This window comes from Pantoea sp. ICBG 985 (assembly GCF_002928365.1).
Taxonomy (GTDB): Bacteria; Pseudomonadota; Gammaproteobacteria; order Enterobacterales; family Enterobacteriaceae; genus Pantoea; species Pantoea dispersa.
Window position 1 is genome coordinate 787,232 of sequence record NZ_POWM01000001.1, and the last position, 17,481, is coordinate 804,712.

Here is a 17,481-nt window from a genome sequence, read left to right on the forward strand (position 1 = left end):
CTCCGGGAAATTTTATGTTGATATATTTACTTGCTGCTATTTTTTGCGTGTCTTTTGTTTACATTCAGGATAAAGCATTAAGTGGTCGCTCGGTTATTTTTCCATTGCTGGTATTAACACTTATTGCTGCATTGCGGGATTATACTATTGGCACGGATGCTAAAAGCTACACGCGAGACTTTCGTTTCCCTTTTAATCACTATCCGCTAACGCTAAATCCGGATGTGGAAAAGGGATATCAGATTTTGGCAATGTGGGTCAGAGGTATAGATAACGATTATTCTTTTTATTTCTTTATTATGGCTTTGGTGTGTGTATTTCCGGTGCTTTGGGTCTTAAAAAAACGCTCGCCTGATTATACATTGTCACTCTATATTTATATCACGTTTGGCCTGTACTTTGCGCTATATAACCAGGTTCGGCAAACCATCGCAATGGGGATTTGCTTTCTGGCTCTGAAGTTTTTAGTGGAGAAAAAACCATTAAAATACTCCATTTGTATTGCGATAGCGTGCCAGTTTCATATCAGTGCTGCGTTGATGCTTGTTTTTTATTTTCTCTGTCATGCGAAAGTAAGACTGGAGTTCAAGGTTTTAGGCACTTTTTTATGCGGTATGTTCAGCACCTCACTCATCATCACTATGATGGCAGCAGGTAATGAGCGTTATCAGCACTATACCGAGGGAGCGACAAACGGCAGGAATGGGCTTATGACTGTTGTTCTCTATGTACTGATAGCGATAGCTATTTATATATTCGGTAAAGCGTTACGAAGAGAAAATATTGAATACCGTGTGATGGAATGTAGCTATCTATGTGGAATAGCAGCACTGTTGCCGGTGACTATGCTGGGAACTGACCCGGCAGGACCGCAGCGAATAGCACAATATTTTGTTTATTATTTAATGCTTATCCTGCCAATCATTATTAATAAAATAAATAATAAACTCATTACTGCCGCGTTTTCCCTGTGTGCGTTGGTTTATTTTATCATGTTGATTTCGAGCAACATTGGTGGGATTTACCCCTACGTATTAAATGATGCGTTCACTATTTTCTAATGGCGATAATTTAAGGAATGAGCGATGAAAGTGCTTCATGCTGCTGAGACCATCAAGGGTGGCGTTGCCACGGTACTGGATAGTTTGGCGAGTTATCAAAAAGAGAATAACCAGGTAGCAAAGTTAAGCATCGTAGTGCCTGAGCAACATGTGTCCGAGCTTTCGGCCAGTTTGCGGCCTGATATCACCACATTTAATCGCAGTAAAAGGGGACTTTCGGGACTGTTATCGTTTGCCACTTGTTTTTATCGGCAGGTTAAATGTCAGGAACCAAATGTTGTTCATTTGCACAGTACTTTCGCTGGCTTTATTGGTCGGTTAATCATAATGATATTCTTCCGCAATAGAAAAATTCGGGTTATCTATTGTCCCCATGGCTTTTCATTCCTGGTCGATACCTTTTTTTTAAAACGCCTGATGTTCACGTTCTGCGAGCGGGTGTTATCACACTTTACGCAGGGCATCATCTGTGTTGGTGAGTTTGAATACATAAAAGCTTTAGAAAAAGGGTTCGCCAGCAATAAACTTTTTTTGATCAGCAATGGGGTAGAGTTACCCAGCACAATGAATGCATTGACACATAATAAGCTGGATGAATATACCCTGTTGTATGTTGGACGCTTTGATTATCAAAAGGGCACCGATACGTTAATGGAGGCCCTGCGCACCCTGGACGAAAAAAACCTGGATTTTAAACTTAACGTTATCATGGTGGGTTCTTCGGTAAACCAGGCAAGTGACAAATCACACTATGTGTTCAAAAAAATTGCCATTACCTATACAGGATGGATCAAGAAAGAACAGATCAGTGAATATTACAGAAAAGCTAATTGCCTGATTATTCCGTCCCGCTGGGAAGGCTTCGCGATGGTGCCGCTTGAGGCAATAAGCTTCAACCTGCCCATCATAACCAGTGATATTGTCGCGTTTAAAGAGTTGAACAAAGTGAGCAAGCTTTTCTTTAATTGCGGCAACAGTGCTTCGCTGGCGAGTCTGCTTTCCGGAATCAACACTTATGATTTAGATAACGCGAAGAAAAGATTAATGCAAAAGCTGGTTGATAATTACACCAGAGACAGGATGAACAATATGACACTGGATCTATATTCGCGAAATTTTGAAGGAAAATGAAATGAATGATATGCCACTGGTTTCAATCTATGTGCCCACTTATAACAGAATTGAATTGCTCAAACGTGCTTTGCAATCAGTGCTTAGTCAAAACTACCAAAACATCGAAGTGATAGTCGTTGATGATAAATCATCTGATGGCACGCAGGCATTTTTAACTGAGCTGGTTAAAAAAGATCCGCGCGTCAAATCCATCCTTAAAGAGGTAAATTCCGGAGCCTGTATCAGCAGAAATCTGGCTATTGAAAGCGCCACGGGTGAGTTTATCACCGGACTTGATGATGATGACTATTTTTTGCCGGGCAGGGTTTCCTGCTTTGTCGAAAATCGCCATTTATTAAATAAGTACAGTTTTTTATACACTCACTTTTTGACATTGACTAAACGTGGGCAGTATAAAAAAACGAGATACCTCGATATGGTAATGCCAGATGAAATAACGCCACAGGATCTCTTGTTCAAGAATATTATAGGTAATCAGTGTTTTACTTATACCAAAAGAATAAAGGATGCCGGGAAATTTACCCCTGACATGCCAGCATGGCAAGATATGGACCTTTTCTATCGCCTGCTCATGAATACCGATCAAAAGAAGGCAAAGCTGTTAAGGCAATCTCTGTATGTTCAGGATACCTCACACGATTTAAACAGAATTACACTCAGTAATAAGGATAAAATTAACCGTGCTTTTACCTTGTTTTGCGAACGTAATCGGGTGTCCGGAAAATACCAGGATATATTGGAGGCTCAATTGGTAAGTTACGGTATTAAGGTTAGTAACGCATTGTTTTTAACCAGACTGCGTGCTAATAGCAAACCCTATTTTTACCTTGTTGATGCCTTCCTGCTTTTTAAAAATCAATCAAACAAATAAATTCAACTTTCTTAACTCATTATCCGGGTCACATAATGAAAAAGTTATGTCTATTGGCAATGCTAGGCGTGTTTATTAGTGGCTGCGTCAGAGCCTCTGACACTATGTATACCGGGGTGTTCTTTCAGCCGGAACGCATGATTGAACAAGGCGATAAGACCATTGAGATACTAAAAAAATATCATTTTAATTCCTACCGCAGCGGTTTTAGATGGCGACAGGTAGAGCAGGTGAAGGGGGTTTACCGTATACCTGACGAGAAACTGTCACAATTTGTTAACGATTCTTTGCAGGCAGGAATTACCCCACTCCTGGTGTTGGGCAACACCAATGCTTTGTATGGAAATGACAAGCCGGTCCGTGCCGATCAGCTTATGGCATTCAGTAAATTTGTCGCATGGAATGTTGACCAGTTTCCACGCAAAAAAGTGGTTTACGAAATCTATAATGAGTGGTGGCACGACGACATGAAAAATCATCCCGAAAGTTATGATGATATTTCAGCTCATCAATATGCAACCATGATCAAAATGGCAGCTAAAGTCATCAGGCAGCACAATCCCGATGCTGTGATTATTGCAGGCAGTATGAACCCTCTGTCACAACGCCATATTAACTGGTTAGATGTGATGCTCAGGGACGGGATATTACAGGACGTGGATGGTATTTCTATACACCCATATTCCACGCATACACCAGAGTCAGATTTTAAAGCAATTGAAGATTTCGAACAGCATCTCCGGGCTATGAATGCGGGGCGAAAGGTAGATTTGTATATCTCCGAAATGGGATATTCAAACTCACTGCGTGGTAAGCTATTACCTTTCCAGCAAAGATCTTATACGAAAAGATATTATCAACTGGCTGCATCACAAGATTTCATAAAAGGCATTTGGTGGTACTCGTTACAGGACGTAAAAATTCCACACAATGCCTATGAATCAAATTTTGGTATGCTTGATGAGTCAGGCAATGAGAAAGACATTATGCGAGGATATCTTTCCTGGCTTTATGAAAAGAAATGATTGTAGGTTACGTTTTTAGTATTCGGCTCTCCTAGAAGAATTGTCAATTTTCATGATGCAGGATTTATTATGCGTACGATTATGGTGGTTGTATTAAGTGACTGCAGTGCCCTTGAATCAAATACACTTGAATCATTAAAGACATCAGAGCGTTGTTTAGATGAACTGCTAATTGTGAACAACGGTGGGGAAATAAGCACGATTGATCAAGACAAGATTCAGGATATGGGGTTGCAGGTTAAGAAAGTCAACGTTAAAAATTTCTTTGATGTCAGGCCACTCAGCTGGATCTATAATGGCGTGCTCAATGAGTATTATCAATACGATAGATTTATCTTTTTTAGTTATGATTCTTTTTTAGAAGGCAACTACATTGGTAACTTAATCGACTGTTATAGCGAAGGGGTCGATTTACAAATACCTAATATACGTGACAGCATCTCAAAGCAGATCATTTATCCACGTTTAAATAAAGTTACAAGGAAAATCCCGGATGGGATGAAAATTGATTCGCAGTATAATTTACTGTCCATGAATTCTGGACTGGTTATCTACCGGAGTTTGGTCGAAAAATTTTCTGAGTGCAACATTGAGGTGTTCGATAATCGGTTTGCTTTGTATGGTGTTGATTACAATTTTTTTAACCGCCTGGAAATTTTGAAAAAGGCCAAATATAAAATTTGTGTGCAAGTTGTCAATACCATTGAATCCTCAGTGCCAGTGACAGACAAGCAGAATGAACTCTCTCAGGAAGTGGAAAGACTTTATGACCGGGTGCTATCAGGGAAATATTATTCAAAGAATAAGCTTGTGATTTATTTAAGGTTGTTAAAGATTTCATTTCAGCAACTTATCAGGTTTAGATTCTCAAATTTAGAATTGATATTCAGAATTTACTTTGAAGGAAAGCATCCACGTTGTTGATTTGTCGATATAATATTTTGAGGATGATCAGGAAGAATTACCATGTGTTTATTGTTTAACTTTTCTTTGCCTGGCAGGAATAAACCGGATGTGGTTATTTCAATTGAAAGGTTGGTGCATCGATGAGTGTGTTGTCAAACGCCAAATGGAATGCAGTATCGCAATTTTTAAAAATGCTGGTGCAAGTTGTCAATCTGATCTATTTGGCTAAAATCATTCCCCCTGCGCAGTACGGCATCATGGCGATGGCAGTGGTCGTCATCAATCTGGGTGTTTTATTAAGGGATCTCGGGACTTCTGCGGCACTCATTCAGAAAAAAGAGCTGAGTAACCCGTTAATCAACTCAATCTTTTGGCTTAATGTTCTGCTGGGGGCGTTCTTGTGTGCTTTAGTTGGCTGCCTTGCGCATCCACTATCATTACTCTATCAACAACCGGAACTGGTACAGGTTCTCATACTGCTGGGATTAACCTTTCCGCTTTCCAGTTGCGCCGCAACTCACCTGGCATTATTAGAAAGAGACAACCAGTTCAAGTCAATTTCACGAGTAGAAGTTACATCATCTGTTTGTTCAGTTATTATTGCGATCATATTGGCTAATTGTGGCTTTGGTGTTTACAGTCTGGTGGCACAGGCATTAATTCAGAATTTGGTCTCAGCACTACAATTTTGGCAGTTATCCAAATGGCGGCCGTCACTCAGTTATTTTATTCGGATCTGCGATATCAAAGAGATCTTTACATTTAGTACGCAACTCTCTTTGTACAACTTCATCAACTATTTTTCCAGAAACACCGATAGTTTCATTATCGGTCGATATATGTCAGCAACGATACTGGGGCAATATAACCTGGCGTACCGCATTATGCTGTTTCCTTTGCAAAGTATGACATATGTGGCAACGCGATCGCTTTATCCGGTTTTGAGTCGTTTTCAGGATGATAATAAGCGTATCCAGGCAACCTATCTCAATACCATCTTTGTTGTTTTGGCTCTGACGGCGCCGCTCATGACGTTAATTGGGTATTACAGTTTTCCTATAATAAAAATATTCTTTGGTGAGCAGTGGCTCAAAACTGCAGAGATACTGAAATGGCTGGCACCCACTGCTATCATTCAGTCAGTACTCAGTACTACTGGTGCTGTTTTTATGGTGAAAAACCGAACTAACATCATGTTAAGGCTTGGGGTCTTAAACGCGGTTGTTATGGTTTCAACCTTCCTGTGTGGCGTAAGATTTGACATAACCACGTTTGCAGAATTTTACATGTTCGCCAACATATTTATGTTTTTTCCATTAATGCATTTTCTGATGAAAACAATATCGGGAAATTTAATCAATGTATTCCTCAAAGTCTATCAAATATTCATTGCCGTTGGCGTAATGATGATGACTATTTTTTCGATTGAATATGAATACCCTTTATCTGAGATAAAAAACTTTTTTGTGTTGGCACTGATCTGTAGCTGCTGTGTTATCACTTATATGGGTTCATTATTTTTGATCTCCAGAAGTACCCGATTATTTATTTTCCAGTACTTAAAACTGCAGCGCTGATATCTCTTCTCTTATAAATATAAATTATTAACATCATCCTCGTAGAATAAATACCTGTGAGTATAACTTCATTCAACAGTTCATTTGACGGCTAAACCAGGCAGGTTGACGATTATGAATAAATTGCAGCATCGCGTCCACATTCACTCTAATATCTCAGTGATTTCTATTGTCCAGCGCCTCTCTGATATGGTTGTTATTTTTATCGGGCTATATCTGGTTTCTGTTCTGCATCACACTGCTTTTGATGATCAATATTTATTGTTACTGATGACGGCCTTCATTGCTTTTGTGACGATTGCAGGCTTTACGAATTTCTATCGCTCGTGGCGAGGTATACATATTTATGCTGAGCTATTGTCAGTCACCAGAAACTGGATAGTGACTGCGGCATCAAGCTGGCTGGTGCTTCGTTGCTTTCCGCATTTCTCTCTGTCACTTGAGGCCATGGTGCAATGGTTTCTGTTGGCTGTCATTGGATTTACCGCCAGCCGCATAGTGATCCGTTACGTTTCTGGCACATTGCGTAAGTATGGTTATAACAATCGCCGTGTCTGCATCGCGGGCAGCATGCCTGCGGGCATTTCGTTATTAAAAAGCTTTGCCCGTTCTCCCTGGCTGGGTTTTGCCGTAAAGGGCGTATATGACGATGTGATTTCTAATGATCTAAACGGTTTACCCTATGCCGGTAATTTTGCGCAATTAATCAGGGAAGCACGTGACGGAGGGATTGACCGTATTTATATTGCGATGCCTATGAAAGACGAATGGAAAATTAGTGAGTTAGTGAAGCAACTTGCTGATACTACCTGTTCAGTATTGCTAGTACCCGATGTTTCAGCGTTCAACATTCTGCAATCTTATCCTGAGAACATCAATGGCGTTCCCGTCGTGCCATTAGTAGATACACCATTTGATGGCATCAACCGGGTCCTGAAGCGACTTGAAGATATCGTATTATCCTCACTGATTTTATTGTTAATCTCTCCGGTTTTACTTGCTGTAGCGATCGCAGTAAAGCTCTCCTCACCAGGACCGGCGCTTTTCCGACAGACGCGCTATGGCGTCGATGGAAAACCTATCGTTGTCTGGAAGTTCCGCTCTATGCGCGTGATGGAAAACGATGCCGAAGTGAAGCAGGCAACGCGAGGTGATAGACGAGTGACGCGGGTTGGACAATTTTTACGTAAAACTTCGCTGGATGAGCTACCGCAATTCTTCAACGTATTGCGTGGCGAGATGTCAATCGTTGGACCACGTCCTCATGCCGTCGCCCACAATGAACAATATCGCATGCTGATTCATGGCTATATGCTGCGTCATAAGGTTAAGCCTGGTATTACTGGTCTGGCTCAGATTAATGGCTGGCGTGGTGAAACAGATACGTTAGACAAAATGCAAAAGCGTATTGATTTGGATCTGGAATATATTCGCAGCTGGAGTATTTTGGGTGATTTAAAGATAATATCCTTAACCGTATTCAAAGGTTTTGTTAACAAATCAGCTTATTGATACAACGCAATCCCTGTGCTTTTATCCTCATTTAATCGCATTTAAAAATATCATCCTCATCAGGCGTGGCTTCTATCCGTCTGATGATGTCTCCGGATTTGCTATCTATAGGTGTTCTCATGTTTTATTCGATTCAGTTTTTAAGGGGAATTGCAGCGTTGATGGTGGTGCTAACACACATTGCACATAAAGGGCAACAGTACGGAACTGGTTCGTTGCATTGGTTTCATGTAGGCGGGAATGGGGTAGATCTGTTTTTCATTATTTCCGGTTTTATTATGTGCGTAACCACACACAAAAACAATATAACCTTGCTCAATTTTCTTATTAATCGCATTCTCAGAGTTATCCCTTTATATTGGGTTCTGAGTCTTGCTGCGTTGTTGATTTACCTGGTTCATCCCCAGCTGGTCAATTCATCTGGTGGTAAGACAGGCATTTTCCAATCTTTTTTTCTTATTCCGGATGGCGTTAAGTTTTTGATTCAAAACGGCTGGACCTTAAGCTACGAATTCTATTATTACCTGATCTTTGCCGCGTTCATTTTTTTGACTGATACAAAGCCTATCAGATATTTAGGTGTTTCATTAACCATTCTGGTGTTGTCACTTTCAGGGCTGATACTTCAGCCAGCAACGCCGCTGACTGTTTTTTTATTTAGTGATATGTTGCTTGAGTTTATGCTAGGTGTGCTTGGATTTGTGATTATCAGAAAAGTCAAACTGCCTCAGGTTTCTGCATGCCTGATGATATTGCTGGGTCTGGCGTGTGTTACTTATAATAATCTTTACGGTACGCCAGATCTTCCGCTTGGTAAGGTGATCAATTCCGGCCTGCCCATGTTTTTAATCTTTCTTGGTTCACTTAGTCTGGAACCGTGGTTTGCAGCGGGTAAAGGGCAACTTGTGCGCGCTTTTGAACATATAGGCAATTCCTCCTACTCGTTGTATTTAATCCATCCCTTTATATTGAGTCCTGTTGCGTTAGTTTTAAAGAAAGTGGGGTTATTAAGCCCGGGATTATTCACTGTGGCGTTACTGACAGGTTCAGTCATGTCCGGTTTGCTTACCTATCGTTTTATTGAAATGCCTCTTGGCCGGTTGACCAAAAAATGGGGAGCGAAGAGGTTAATTAAAAAGAATACGGCACAAGTTATTAGCTAATCTTTGAAGGTTAGATGCTCAAAATGATGATAAGTCAGAATTATATTAATAATTCAAAGGTGATGATATGAGAAAAGTTATCACTCATGTTCAAAATAAATTTATTGAAAGTGCAATTGAAAATCTTTCGTCAGAGATACCGTTTATTAGAGCCAACCTGCTCGTGTTTGATGTTCACCATTTCCTGCTGGCACTCAGCAGTAATAAATCATTGCCAAAACACCGTAACCTGATCGTTATTTACAGCAATGAATTAGAGGTTTTTATTCTGCAGTTTGTTTGTAATGTTTCATTTTACGCCCTCGATCTGCGAACCAACGATATTTTTGATTTCTTTAAAGGTGCGAAGCTGTTCAAAAAAATAAAGCCCTTAAAAGAAAGAGAAGATAGCGTCAGAATGCGGGTTTTCTTGTTGATTTTACGCGGCTGGGATGATGACCGGATCTGTCATGCTCTTTTTCTTACAATGAAAAAACTAAAGGAGTATAAATCTCAACTGACATGCTTATTCTTCGAGAAAAGGCGGAATCTCTTTTATCTGACATTGAACGATTTCATACAGTGTGACGCAATAGCGGCATGATGGTTTTCAGTTTTCATCAACCTGGAAAGGCAGGGTAGTCGTAGAATGAAAAAAATGTTTTGTATTCTTTGCCATAAAGTGACGAATCCTCTTATTTACACCGTGAACTATTTATCTTCTTTTGCAGAAAATACCATTCTCATTCATGTTGATGCAAAGTCGCCTGTTGAGAATTTCCAGCTATTTTCTGCCAGTAATGTTCATTTTGTTCAGAATCGCGTACAGGTAACCTGGGGAGATTACAGTCAGATAGCATCAACCCTGAATACTTTATCGGAAGCTCTACAATTCAATTTTGAGTATCTTTTTCTGATTTCAGGTGATGATCTTCCATGTAAAAATAATCAGTCGATGAATGAGCTATTATTTAGTATTGATAATAAAAATTTGGTTCATTTTCAAGACGAGCGCAATGGCTATGTTAACCCAACGGCACGGGTCAGGTATCGCTACCCTCAATTTTTCTACATCAGAAACAAAACGCCTTTCGATAAATTGAAAATCCTGGCGTTTAAATTTTTCAGATTTTTATACATCTCAGATAGTTTTAAACGACATTCGAATAAAATCAATGGTTTCTATAAAGGCACAAATTGGTTCTCATTAAATTACTTAACAGTTAAGGCCGTCATGGACTTTATTGAGGCTAACCCCTGGTATTGTGATTTGTATCGCTATTCCTTTTGTGGTGATGAGGTCTTCTTCCATACCGTTATTAAACACCTGAATATAAATGACCTTTATCATGATAGTGTTATGCTGAACGATGCTTTACGCTATATTGACTGGACAAGTGGCCCTGATTATCCCAGGGTTCTTGATGAGGGCGATTTGGAGAAAATCAGAGGCTCTGATTGCATTTTTTCACGAAAGCATGCTCCAGACATTGATCAAACCTTTTTCAATGATGTTCTCGGTGATTAGTCCAACTTAATGAAAAGCAATATCAGTATCGATGCTATGAGTTTTCCTGTTTTCAGCAATCTTTCATGGCACATCTTGTCTCTTTGAGGTTGTTTAGAGGCACAAGCCAATTGTTTGAAGGTTTATTCAATCAATGAATCTCTTTGTTGTTATTATAATTCCAGTTAATTTGTCAACTCTGATTATTCGGGGTTAACAATATTATAAGATAATGTTAAAATTCTTATTGTTAATGAGTTAGCGTAAGGGTAATCAGACCACTCTTCAACTTTGAATGGTTTGGTTGTTGCTTTCACAATTTTGTTAAATAGGTCGTTAACATGAAAAAGGCTATATCAAAAGATATGATGGCTACATTATTGAAAATTAATAAAGGCAAACTGTATAAATTGCGCGGGGATAAATCAATCGGCCTGGAGCTTAATCTTGATTTAGCAACCAGGAATAAACCAGGGAAAAACTGCCGAAGTCTTGCTCCACTGATGCGAAGGGGTTTTATAGAATTTGCTGATGTTGCATCAGATGTGTCGCGTTTCTATAGAGTACGGATCACAGAGGAAGGGATTGTTAAATTGTGCCAATCGTAGGTTGCAATGGTTGAAACGCTAAAAATTTAATATAAAGCTGTTTTTATAAATTCACATTCAGTTAATACACTCACCCTTAATTCGTCTTTAGCTACTAACTTCTCAGTTTTAATATTAAGATGAAGGCGGGGTGAGCTATTTTTTATTGCAGGTTGGTAGATCATTATCGCAGCAACAATCGGATAGATTGCCCTGAATCTGCTACTGCCTTTTGCACGTTTGCTCGCTGTGTTTTCCCCTTTTCTGCGTCCGTACGCCTTTTGCTACAGCTTACCGCTCATGGGCACCTTTCCTTGAGTCATCATAAATGGCTCTGAATTTGCAGGGGAAATGCTGGATAAATAGGTGTGCGAACGTGATATCCGGATTGACTTCCCATGACCGGGTACGCCCACAGATAATGCCACGGTGGAATCATTCAACGGCAGGCTGCGTCAGTAGTGTCTGAACGAAAATGGGTTTATGTCCATGGAGGATTCCCGGTGAAAAATCGAGGCCTGGCGCATACACTATAATCAGAGTGTCCCCATTCTGCACTGGGCTAAATTACCGCATACGAATTCTCCTGTTTATTAGCAGGATATGCCATTGGTGTTTTGCAATTTCCGGTTTGCAGAAATGAAATTGCACATGGTTCGTTTATCCTTATTTTAAGTCATTATCCGATCCCGCCTTTTAATGCCTGGTTGCTCCATCCACCGGCTGGCATGATGTCATATGAAACGCGAATTTGTGCAGATCTGCTGGAGCGTTATCTAAAAACTTCTCTGTCTGAAATGATGGGATACGAATAACGTCTGCGCCTGGCACAAAGCAGATATGCTGGCAGGATAAGGTTCCGCTTTGAGCGGGAAGCAGTCATAACAACCTCACGCGTTGCACGGGTGAGTAAACCCACCCGGCCAGCGGCGGTAATGATCAAAGACCATCATCAAGGTATGACCCTGCCAGATATCTCAAGGTTTGGCGCAGGACCGATTCCGCCGGCGCGTTACTTAAGGTCCAGAGCGGCCATCACTGCTGCTACTTCTGCCACCTCTGCGGCCGATAAGGGTAACAGGGGGCGAGGCAGACAGTCTGCTTCGGTCAGCCGCAGTATGCCTGCTGCCGCTGCGATCACGCGGATACTTCCGCCATGCTTACGGAACAAATCCCATAAAGGTTGCAGGCGGTTTGTTAAGGCCGTAACGCGTTCAGCGTCGTTAATGGCTGCGGCCTGCGTAATTTGTTTAGCGGTTTCCGGGAAGATACCGCCGCAAACGGAATACCAGACTTCGCAACCGGCATTCAGCCCCAGCCCGGCACTGGCGTCACCACTAATACCCAGGGCCACGCCAGGACGAAGATGTTGTCGTAATGCAGCAACGCGTTCAGCTGCAGCGATGGGGGTATCCGGTACTCCCGGAATTTTAATTGAGCGAATCCCTTTCAGTGACGACAGCTGCCCGAGCAGTTCGTCGGTAAAGCGGAAATGCGTGGTGCGGGGGTTGTCATAAACACAAACCGGTACTGAAGCATGGCGGGTAACCGTCTCAAAGAGGGCATACACCTCTTCATCACGCAGCGGCTGGTAACTCATCGCCGGCAGCAGCAGCGCATCAACGCCTGCGGACTGCGCATCTTCAGCCAGATGCAGTACGGCATCGGTACTGATAGCACCCACGCAAACCATCACGGGAATCTCCCCGGCAACCTGACACGCCAGCGTTGCGCTGCGTTTGCGCTGTTCCCTGCTCAGGTAAGCATAGCTGCCGGTTGAACCCAGAACACCCAAAGAATCGACACGGGCTGCCGTCAGGCGAGCCAGGATCTTCGTGAATCCCTGATCATCGACACCACGCGCGGTGACAGGCGTTAACGGGAAAGCAGACAAGCCGGTGAACATGCAGAGTCTCCAGAACTGATTTAAAGGCGTTACTCGCCGATGAGGGTGACGTTACACTGCCGTCCGGGCATCATTTCTTCAAGGCCGTCGGTCAGCATCTTTCCAGCTTCATGCAGCTGATCGGGCGGCATCTGCGGCAGACTTTCCAGAATAAACCACATGTGTTGCGCTTCAACGCTTAAGCGAGTCCTGATTCCCTGCCGCCAGTTCCAGCGACGGCAGGTTACGCCGGCATCATCACACCAGACGACTTCGCCAGGCGCAGGATACTCCACCGCCAGAACTCCTTCTTTCATGGTATCAAAGGGTTCCGTGCCTGTTGCCACCGTCAGGCGAGGTGCACCCTGGTACGCGGCAATATTTTCTCCCCCTACGGGCACGGCATAACGCAGACTGACAGCATTATAAAGATCAACGACCGGATCGAGCGCGGGCAGGGTGCCATCGCGAAGCACGCGTTTGCGTAGCGCATCAGCAGAACAGGGCGTGCGTTTGGGTTTGGCACCAAACTTCTGAAACACATCTGCCCATGCGGCCAGATGGGATTCAGCCCAGGCGGGGGAATCTGACAGCACCGCCTCACAGGCCGCCTTGAGTGCCGTTACCCCGACGTGCGGATTCACCACAGGCGCTGCCTGTACACTGATGCTGAGCGCCCGAAAACCGGGGGCGATTTGATAGACTTCAGGGGAAATTGACGCAGATACGATTAACACGCGATAATCCTGTAATGACCATTTTATTTCATGATATCGACCAATGACCAAAAAAGTCAATTTAGTGACCTTTGCCGGCGCAGATGTCAACACGGTTAATGAAGCCGTATCCCTGCGGATTAAGCAGTTTCGTAAACAAAGAAAAATTTCTCTCGATGAGTTATCCCGCAAAGCCAGTGTCAGTAAGGGGATGCTGGTTGAGATAGAAGGGTGCAAGGCTAATCCCAGCATTGCGCTGCTATGCCGGCTTGCTGCTGCCATGGGCGTGTCCGTGGCGGATTTTGTTGATGTCAGCGCCAGGCCTGATGTGCACATCATCGCTGATACGGACATCCCTGAACTCTGGACAGGAGACAAAGGGGGAAGCGCCAGGCTGCTGGCCGGCTCGGGTGGACCCGATATGCTTGAGCTGTGGCTGTGGGAAATGCGGCCAGGCGAAAAGTTTGAATCACCCGGGCATAGCTCAGGCACGCTGGAGCTACTGCACGTAAAATCCGGAACCCTCACGCTTGGCGTGAAAGAGAGCGTATTTCAGGTAACGGCGGGATTTTCCGTTACAGCAAAAACCGATGTTCCACATTTCTACGCAAACCAGGGAGAAAACACGCTGAACTTTATCATGACGGTGAATGAAAAAGCGTCATAAGCGTTTTTCAATGGACGGCCAAAGAAGCCCTGATTTGTGCGCTAATAATCATCCTTTGTTTTCGCTATTCATGTCCGTTTCTGCCACCACGCGGACTGTGTATTCGCCATGAGCGAGGAGCGGATATTAGCGACAAAGAGTCGGGGAATATCACACAGCGGCCAGGTCGATATCGCACATGGCTTGATCTAATAGCCGCTGGCGCCTTATTAAGGTATAAAAATATCCGGATCGCTACCCGAATGGGTCGATGAGGATATCTGACTACACCGTTGGAATAGTACCGCCATCGATGACAAATTCAGTACCGGTGATCGCGGCAGCATAAGATGATGCGAGGAAGACAATGAGATTAGCTACCTCAATGGGTTGGGAAGGGCGTCCCAGCGGAATACCGCCAAGTGCTTTCATGATGATCTGCTTACCGCCTTCGTAATCTGTTCCTGCCTGCTGCGCCAGCCGTTCCGCCATGGCCACGGAAGCTTCGGTTTCGATCCAGCCGGGTGCTACCCGAACCACCCGAACCCCCTGCGACGCAACCTCTTTCGACAGGCTTTTACTGTAGGCTGACAGCGCCGCTTTTGCTGCTGCATAACCCGTGGTTGATTCTGGTAAGGGCAGTTCTCGCTGGATAGAAGTGACATGGATGATCACTCCGCCCCCCTGCTGCAGCATGGCAGGCAACAGCGCACGATCTAAACGTACCGCGGGCAACAGATTAAGATTGAGCTCCTGTTGCCACTCCTCTTCACCCAATGCTGCAAAGCCACCACCGGGTGCGGTAGAACCGCCGGCCACATGAACAATGATGTCGACGCCTCCCAGATGTGTCTGAACGGCTTCCGCGACTGAGTTACACCCTGTAACCGTGGTCAGGTCTGCCGTTACGAAAGCGTCTGCCCTACATTCTGCGGATGCGTGGCGTGCGGTTGTTAATACTGTTGCACCCAGCTGTTTGAACAGCCCAACTACCGCTTTACCCACACCTTTGGTACCCGCAGTGACCAATATGCGTTTACCGTGGAAATCGAGATCACATGGCATTGGAGAATCTCCGGTCTGTTGATGTGGCAGTACCATAATCAGTAATGCTGGCAATATCGCCACCCTTGCTGAGCGCGAAGTCGTCATAAATAGCAAGCCGTAATGTGAATGGCATAGACCTGTACTCCCTTTGTTTACAGTACGGTCATATTCCACATAGACTGTTAAATTGACAAGTACGCACAAAAAAGTGAGTTACTGAATGATGAGTAAGTTATACAGTCCGGAATCAGCCGCAAGCGGAGTGGAGCAGGTTATTCAACTGCTGGAAGGGCGCTGGAAATTAATCATCCTTTTTCATCTGTTCGACGGCAAAGTACAGCGCTATTCAGATTTTGAAAAATTAATTCCCGGTATTTCGCAGAAGATGCTGGCGCAACAATTGAGACAGCTGGAAGCCGACGATATTGTGTCGCGGATGGTGTATCCTCAGGTGCCACCCAAAGTGGAATATCGACTCACTGAATGGGGACAGGCACTTTGTCCTGCTCTTGATGCCATGCTGAAATGGGCGGAAAAACGCCCGACTTAACCGGCCAGAACACTGATCCTGCTCAAATTTAACCTGTTCAGGCTGGTGTTTAGGGTATAAAGCGTGCTTTTATTCGTAGTGACTGAGAATTTCATAAAATTAAATTTAACGTCCCTGTTATGAACCCGGGATTGCCCCGCGATAAAATAGTAAGAAAACGTGGTTTATAAACGGTAAGTTCAGGAGGTTTCTTTGCAGGCAGATACGACACGACTTTATCTACGAACGGTAATTGAATCTGACGCTGATGATCTTTTCAGAATTTATGGCGACCCTGCTACAAATACCTTCAACCCCGCAGGTCCGTATCCCGATATTGATTATGCCCGTCAGGTGTTGGCTCGCTGGCTTCAGCACTGGGAAACGTACGGTTTCGGTAATTGGGCGATCGCGTTGACGGACAATCCGGGGAGAGTCATTGGTTTTGGCGGACTCAGCATCAGGAGCTATGCCGATTTATCAATCAATAACCTTGGATATCGCTTCTCTACAGAGGCATGGGGAAAAGGGCTGGCGACAGAGTTTGCTAAGTATACGGTCGACTATGGTTTTGGTGAAATAAAGTTGGCTGAAATATCTGCTGTAGTACGGGCAAATCATCTGGCCTCGCAAAAAGTTCTGACCAGGGCAGGATTGCAGTACTTACGAGAAATTCATGATGTGAAAAGTGCGCCCCCAAGCTTGCTTTTCACCTTGACTCAGGACAAGTGGAATAAAAAATAAATATGCGGGGCACACTGTCTCCCGCCGGATAACATCAATTTCCGCTGTGCTCTAAAATTAATGCTGCGAATCCGGCAACGCTCCACCTTAAAGTGCAGCGATTATCGCGGCTTCCATTTTTTCCGGGGGCGTGATCGGTGCAAAGCGTTTCAGCGGCTGGCCGTCGCGTCCGATGAGAAACTTGGTGAAATTCCACTTAATCCGTCCGCCCAGCACGCCGGGTAGCTCCGCCTTCAGATAGCGAAATATCGGGTGCGCTGCGCTGCCGTTAACCTCGACTTTGCCGAACATCGGGAAGCTTACCCCGTAATTAACATGACAGGTTTGTGAGATGTCATCAGCGTTTCCCGGTTCCTGCTTACCGAATTGATTGCAGGGATAGCCAAGCACCACCAGACCCTGTGCGGCATATTTCTGATAGAGCGCTTCAAGGCCGGCGTACTGGGGCGTGAAGCCGCAATGACTGGCGGTATTCACCACCAGAACCACCTTGCCTTCGTAATCGGCCATAGAGATAGGTTGACCGGTCAGGCTGGTGGCCGAAAACTGATAAAAAGGGGTCATGTCAGTGTCCTCAAAACAGCACAGGTTC

The 17,481-nt window shown here is 43.9% G+C and carries 18 protein-coding genes and 1 pseudogene; 15 read left to right on the forward strand and 4 right to left on the reverse strand.

Annotated features, from left to right (window positions below):
- Nucleotides 1-14 precede the first annotated feature (14 nt).
- The 12 genes and pseudogenes from C1Y42_RS03890 to C1Y42_RS23645 form a co-directional block, all read left to right on the forward strand.
- Nucleotides 15-1,061, forward strand: a complete 1,047-nt coding sequence (locus tag C1Y42_RS03890) for an EpsG family protein (protein WP_021506308.1) — start codon at nucleotides 15-17, stop codon at nucleotides 1,059-1,061.
- Nucleotides 1,062-1,085: 24 nt separating this feature from the next.
- The gene (locus tag C1Y42_RS03895) at nucleotides 1,086-2,192 is read left to right on the forward strand and encodes a glycosyltransferase (RefSeq protein ID WP_058757645.1); all 1,107 of its coding nucleotides are present in this window, start codon (nucleotides 1,086-1,088) and stop codon (nucleotides 2,190-2,192) included.
- A 1-nt stretch (nucleotide 2,193) separates the two neighbouring features.
- Complete coding sequence (locus tag C1Y42_RS03900; RefSeq protein ID WP_021506306.1) at nucleotides 2,194-3,066, forward strand: glycosyltransferase; 873 nt, start codon at nucleotides 2,194-2,196, stop codon at nucleotides 3,064-3,066.
- Nucleotides 3,067-3,101: 35 nt separating this feature from the next.
- On the forward strand, nucleotides 3,102-4,091 hold the full coding sequence (locus C1Y42_RS03905) for a cellulase family glycosylhydrolase (protein WP_104092844.1): 990 nt from the start codon (nucleotides 3,102-3,104) through the stop codon (nucleotides 4,089-4,091).
- A 69-nt stretch (nucleotides 4,092-4,160) separates the two neighbouring features.
- Nucleotides 4,161-5,015 (forward strand): hypothetical protein, encoded by an 855-nt coding sequence (locus C1Y42_RS03910; RefSeq protein ID WP_021506304.1) that lies wholly within the window; start codon nucleotides 4,161-4,163, stop codon nucleotides 5,013-5,015.
- A 122-nt stretch (nucleotides 5,016-5,137) separates the two neighbouring features.
- Complete coding sequence (locus C1Y42_RS03915) at nucleotides 5,138-6,574, forward strand: lipopolysaccharide biosynthesis protein (protein WP_104092845.1); 1,437 nt, start codon at nucleotides 5,138-5,140, stop codon at nucleotides 6,572-6,574.
- A 114-nt stretch (nucleotides 6,575-6,688) separates the two neighbouring features.
- Entirely contained in the window at nucleotides 6,689-8,086 is a 1,398-nt protein-coding gene (gene wcaJ / locus C1Y42_RS03920; RefSeq protein WP_021506302.1) for an undecaprenyl-phosphate glucose phosphotransferase, read from the forward strand.
- 119 nt (nucleotides 8,087-8,205) lie between these two features.
- Nucleotides 8,206-9,249, forward strand: coding sequence for an acyltransferase (locus tag C1Y42_RS03925; protein WP_158251391.1), 1,044 nt, complete (start codon nucleotides 8,206-8,208; stop codon nucleotides 9,247-9,249).
- 67 nt (nucleotides 9,250-9,316) lie between these two features.
- The gene (locus tag C1Y42_RS03930) at nucleotides 9,317-9,832 is read left to right on the forward strand and encodes a hypothetical protein (protein WP_104092847.1); all 516 of its coding nucleotides are present in this window, start codon (nucleotides 9,317-9,319) and stop codon (nucleotides 9,830-9,832) included.
- A gap of 45 nt (nucleotides 9,833-9,877) precedes the next feature.
- The gene (locus C1Y42_RS03935) at nucleotides 9,878-10,756 is read left to right on the forward strand and encodes a beta-1,6-N-acetylglucosaminyltransferase (RefSeq protein ID WP_021506299.1); all 879 of its coding nucleotides are present in this window, start codon (nucleotides 9,878-9,880) and stop codon (nucleotides 10,754-10,756) included.
- 320 nt (nucleotides 10,757-11,076) lie between these two features.
- A complete protein-coding gene (locus C1Y42_RS23360) occupies nucleotides 11,077-11,343 on the forward strand; it encodes a hypothetical protein (RefSeq protein WP_072208589.1) in 267 nt (88 codons plus the stop codon).
- Nucleotides 11,344-11,906: 563 nt separating this feature from the next.
- Nucleotides 11,907-12,137 (forward strand): annotated as a pseudogene (locus tag C1Y42_RS23645) (LysR family transcriptional regulator); the annotation flags it as partial.
- A gap of 197 nt (nucleotides 12,138-12,334) precedes the next feature.
- Here the strand turns inward: C1Y42_RS23645 and C1Y42_RS03945 are convergent.
- Together C1Y42_RS03945 and C1Y42_RS03950 are read right to left on the reverse strand one after the other, a co-directional pair.
- Nucleotides 12,335-13,228, reverse strand: coding sequence for a dihydrodipicolinate synthase family protein (locus tag C1Y42_RS03945; RefSeq protein ID WP_104092848.1), 894 nt, complete (start codon nucleotides 13,226-13,228; stop codon nucleotides 12,335-12,337).
- Between the two features lie 29 nt (nucleotides 13,229-13,257).
- Nucleotides 13,258-13,944: a B3/4 domain-containing protein gene (locus tag C1Y42_RS03950; protein ID WP_031279204.1), complete on the reverse strand. Its 687-nt coding sequence runs from the start codon at nucleotides 13,942-13,944 to the stop codon at nucleotides 13,258-13,260.
- Between the two features lie 43 nt (nucleotides 13,945-13,987).
- Here C1Y42_RS03950 and C1Y42_RS03955 point away from each other — a divergent pair, with 43 nt between their 5' ends.
- Nucleotides 13,988-14,590, forward strand: a complete 603-nt coding sequence (locus C1Y42_RS03955) for a helix-turn-helix transcriptional regulator (protein ID WP_104092849.1) — start codon at nucleotides 13,988-13,990, stop codon at nucleotides 14,588-14,590.
- Between the two features lie 264 nt (nucleotides 14,591-14,854).
- Here the strand turns inward: C1Y42_RS03955 and C1Y42_RS03960 are convergent, their stop codons facing one another.
- Nucleotides 14,855-15,634 carry an SDR family oxidoreductase gene (locus tag C1Y42_RS03960; RefSeq protein ID WP_104092850.1) on the reverse strand — a complete coding sequence of 260 codons (780 nt, stop codon included), beginning with the start codon at nucleotides 15,632-15,634 and terminating at the stop codon, nucleotides 14,855-14,857.
- Between the two features lie 205 nt (nucleotides 15,635-15,839).
- On the opposite strand from C1Y42_RS03960, the gene C1Y42_RS03965 reads away from it, so the two are divergent.
- A complete protein-coding gene (locus C1Y42_RS03965; RefSeq protein ID WP_058757707.1) occupies nucleotides 15,840-16,166 on the forward strand; it encodes a helix-turn-helix domain-containing protein in 327 nt (108 codons plus the stop codon).
- Between the two features lie 192 nt (nucleotides 16,167-16,358).
- Nucleotides 16,359-16,889, forward strand: coding sequence for a GNAT family N-acetyltransferase (locus C1Y42_RS03970; RefSeq protein ID WP_058757651.1), 531 nt, complete (start codon nucleotides 16,359-16,361; stop codon nucleotides 16,887-16,889).
- A gap of 87 nt (nucleotides 16,890-16,976) precedes the next feature.
- Here the strand turns inward: C1Y42_RS03970 and C1Y42_RS03975 are convergent, their stop codons facing one another.
- Complete coding sequence (locus C1Y42_RS03975; protein ID WP_104092851.1) at nucleotides 16,977-17,453, reverse strand: glutathione peroxidase; 477 nt, start codon at nucleotides 17,451-17,453, stop codon at nucleotides 16,977-16,979.
- Nucleotides 17,454-17,481 lie beyond the last annotated feature (28 nt).

Bases quoted from the DNA above. Each gene is read 5' to 3' on its own strand.
- C1Y42_RS03895 (WP_058757645.1), top strand. From the start codon at position 1,086: ATGAAAGTGCTTCATGCTGCTGAGACCATCAAGGGTGGCGTTGCCACG.
- C1Y42_RS03930 (WP_104092847.1), top strand. From the start codon at position 9,317: ATGAGAAAAGTTATCACTCATGTTCAAAATAAATTTATTGAAAGTGCA.
- C1Y42_RS03955 (WP_104092849.1), top strand. From the start codon at position 13,988: ATGACCAAAAAAGTCAATTTAGTGACCTTTGCCGGCGCAGATGTCAAC.
- wcaJ (WP_021506302.1), top strand. From the start codon at position 6,689: ATGAATAAATTGCAGCATCGCGTCCACATTCACTCTAATATCTCAGTG.
- C1Y42_RS03890 (WP_021506308.1), top strand. From the start codon at position 15: ATGTTGATATATTTACTTGCTGCTATTTTTTGCGTGTCTTTTGTTTAC.
- C1Y42_RS03915 (WP_104092845.1), top strand. From the start codon at position 5,138: ATGAGTGTGTTGTCAAACGCCAAATGGAATGCAGTATCGCAATTTTTA.
- C1Y42_RS03945 (WP_104092848.1), bottom strand. From the start codon at position 13,228: ATGTTCACCGGCTTGTCTGCTTTCCCGTTAACGCCTGTCACCGCGCGT.
- C1Y42_RS03975 (WP_104092851.1), bottom strand. From the start codon at position 17,453: ATGACCCCTTTTTATCAGTTTTCGGCCACCAGCCTGACCGGTCAACCT.
- C1Y42_RS03910 (WP_021506304.1), top strand. From the start codon at position 4,161: ATGCGTACGATTATGGTGGTTGTATTAAGTGACTGCAGTGCCCTTGAA.
- C1Y42_RS03965 (WP_058757707.1), top strand. From the start codon at position 15,840: ATGAGTAAGTTATACAGTCCGGAATCAGCCGCAAGCGGAGTGGAGCAG.
- C1Y42_RS23360 (WP_072208589.1), top strand. From the start codon at position 11,077: ATGAAAAAGGCTATATCAAAAGATATGATGGCTACATTATTGAAAATT.
- C1Y42_RS03905 (WP_104092844.1), top strand. From the start codon at position 3,102: ATGAAAAAGTTATGTCTATTGGCAATGCTAGGCGTGTTTATTAGTGGC.
- C1Y42_RS03925 (WP_158251391.1), top strand. From the start codon at position 8,206: ATGTTTTATTCGATTCAGTTTTTAAGGGGAATTGCAGCGTTGATGGTG.
- C1Y42_RS03935 (WP_021506299.1), top strand. From the start codon at position 9,878: ATGAAAAAAATGTTTTGTATTCTTTGCCATAAAGTGACGAATCCTCTT.
- C1Y42_RS03960 (WP_104092850.1), bottom strand. From the start codon at position 15,634: ATGCCATGTGATCTCGATTTCCACGGTAAACGCATATTGGTCACTGCG.
- C1Y42_RS03900 (WP_021506306.1), top strand. From the start codon at position 2,194: ATGAATGATATGCCACTGGTTTCAATCTATGTGCCCACTTATAACAGA.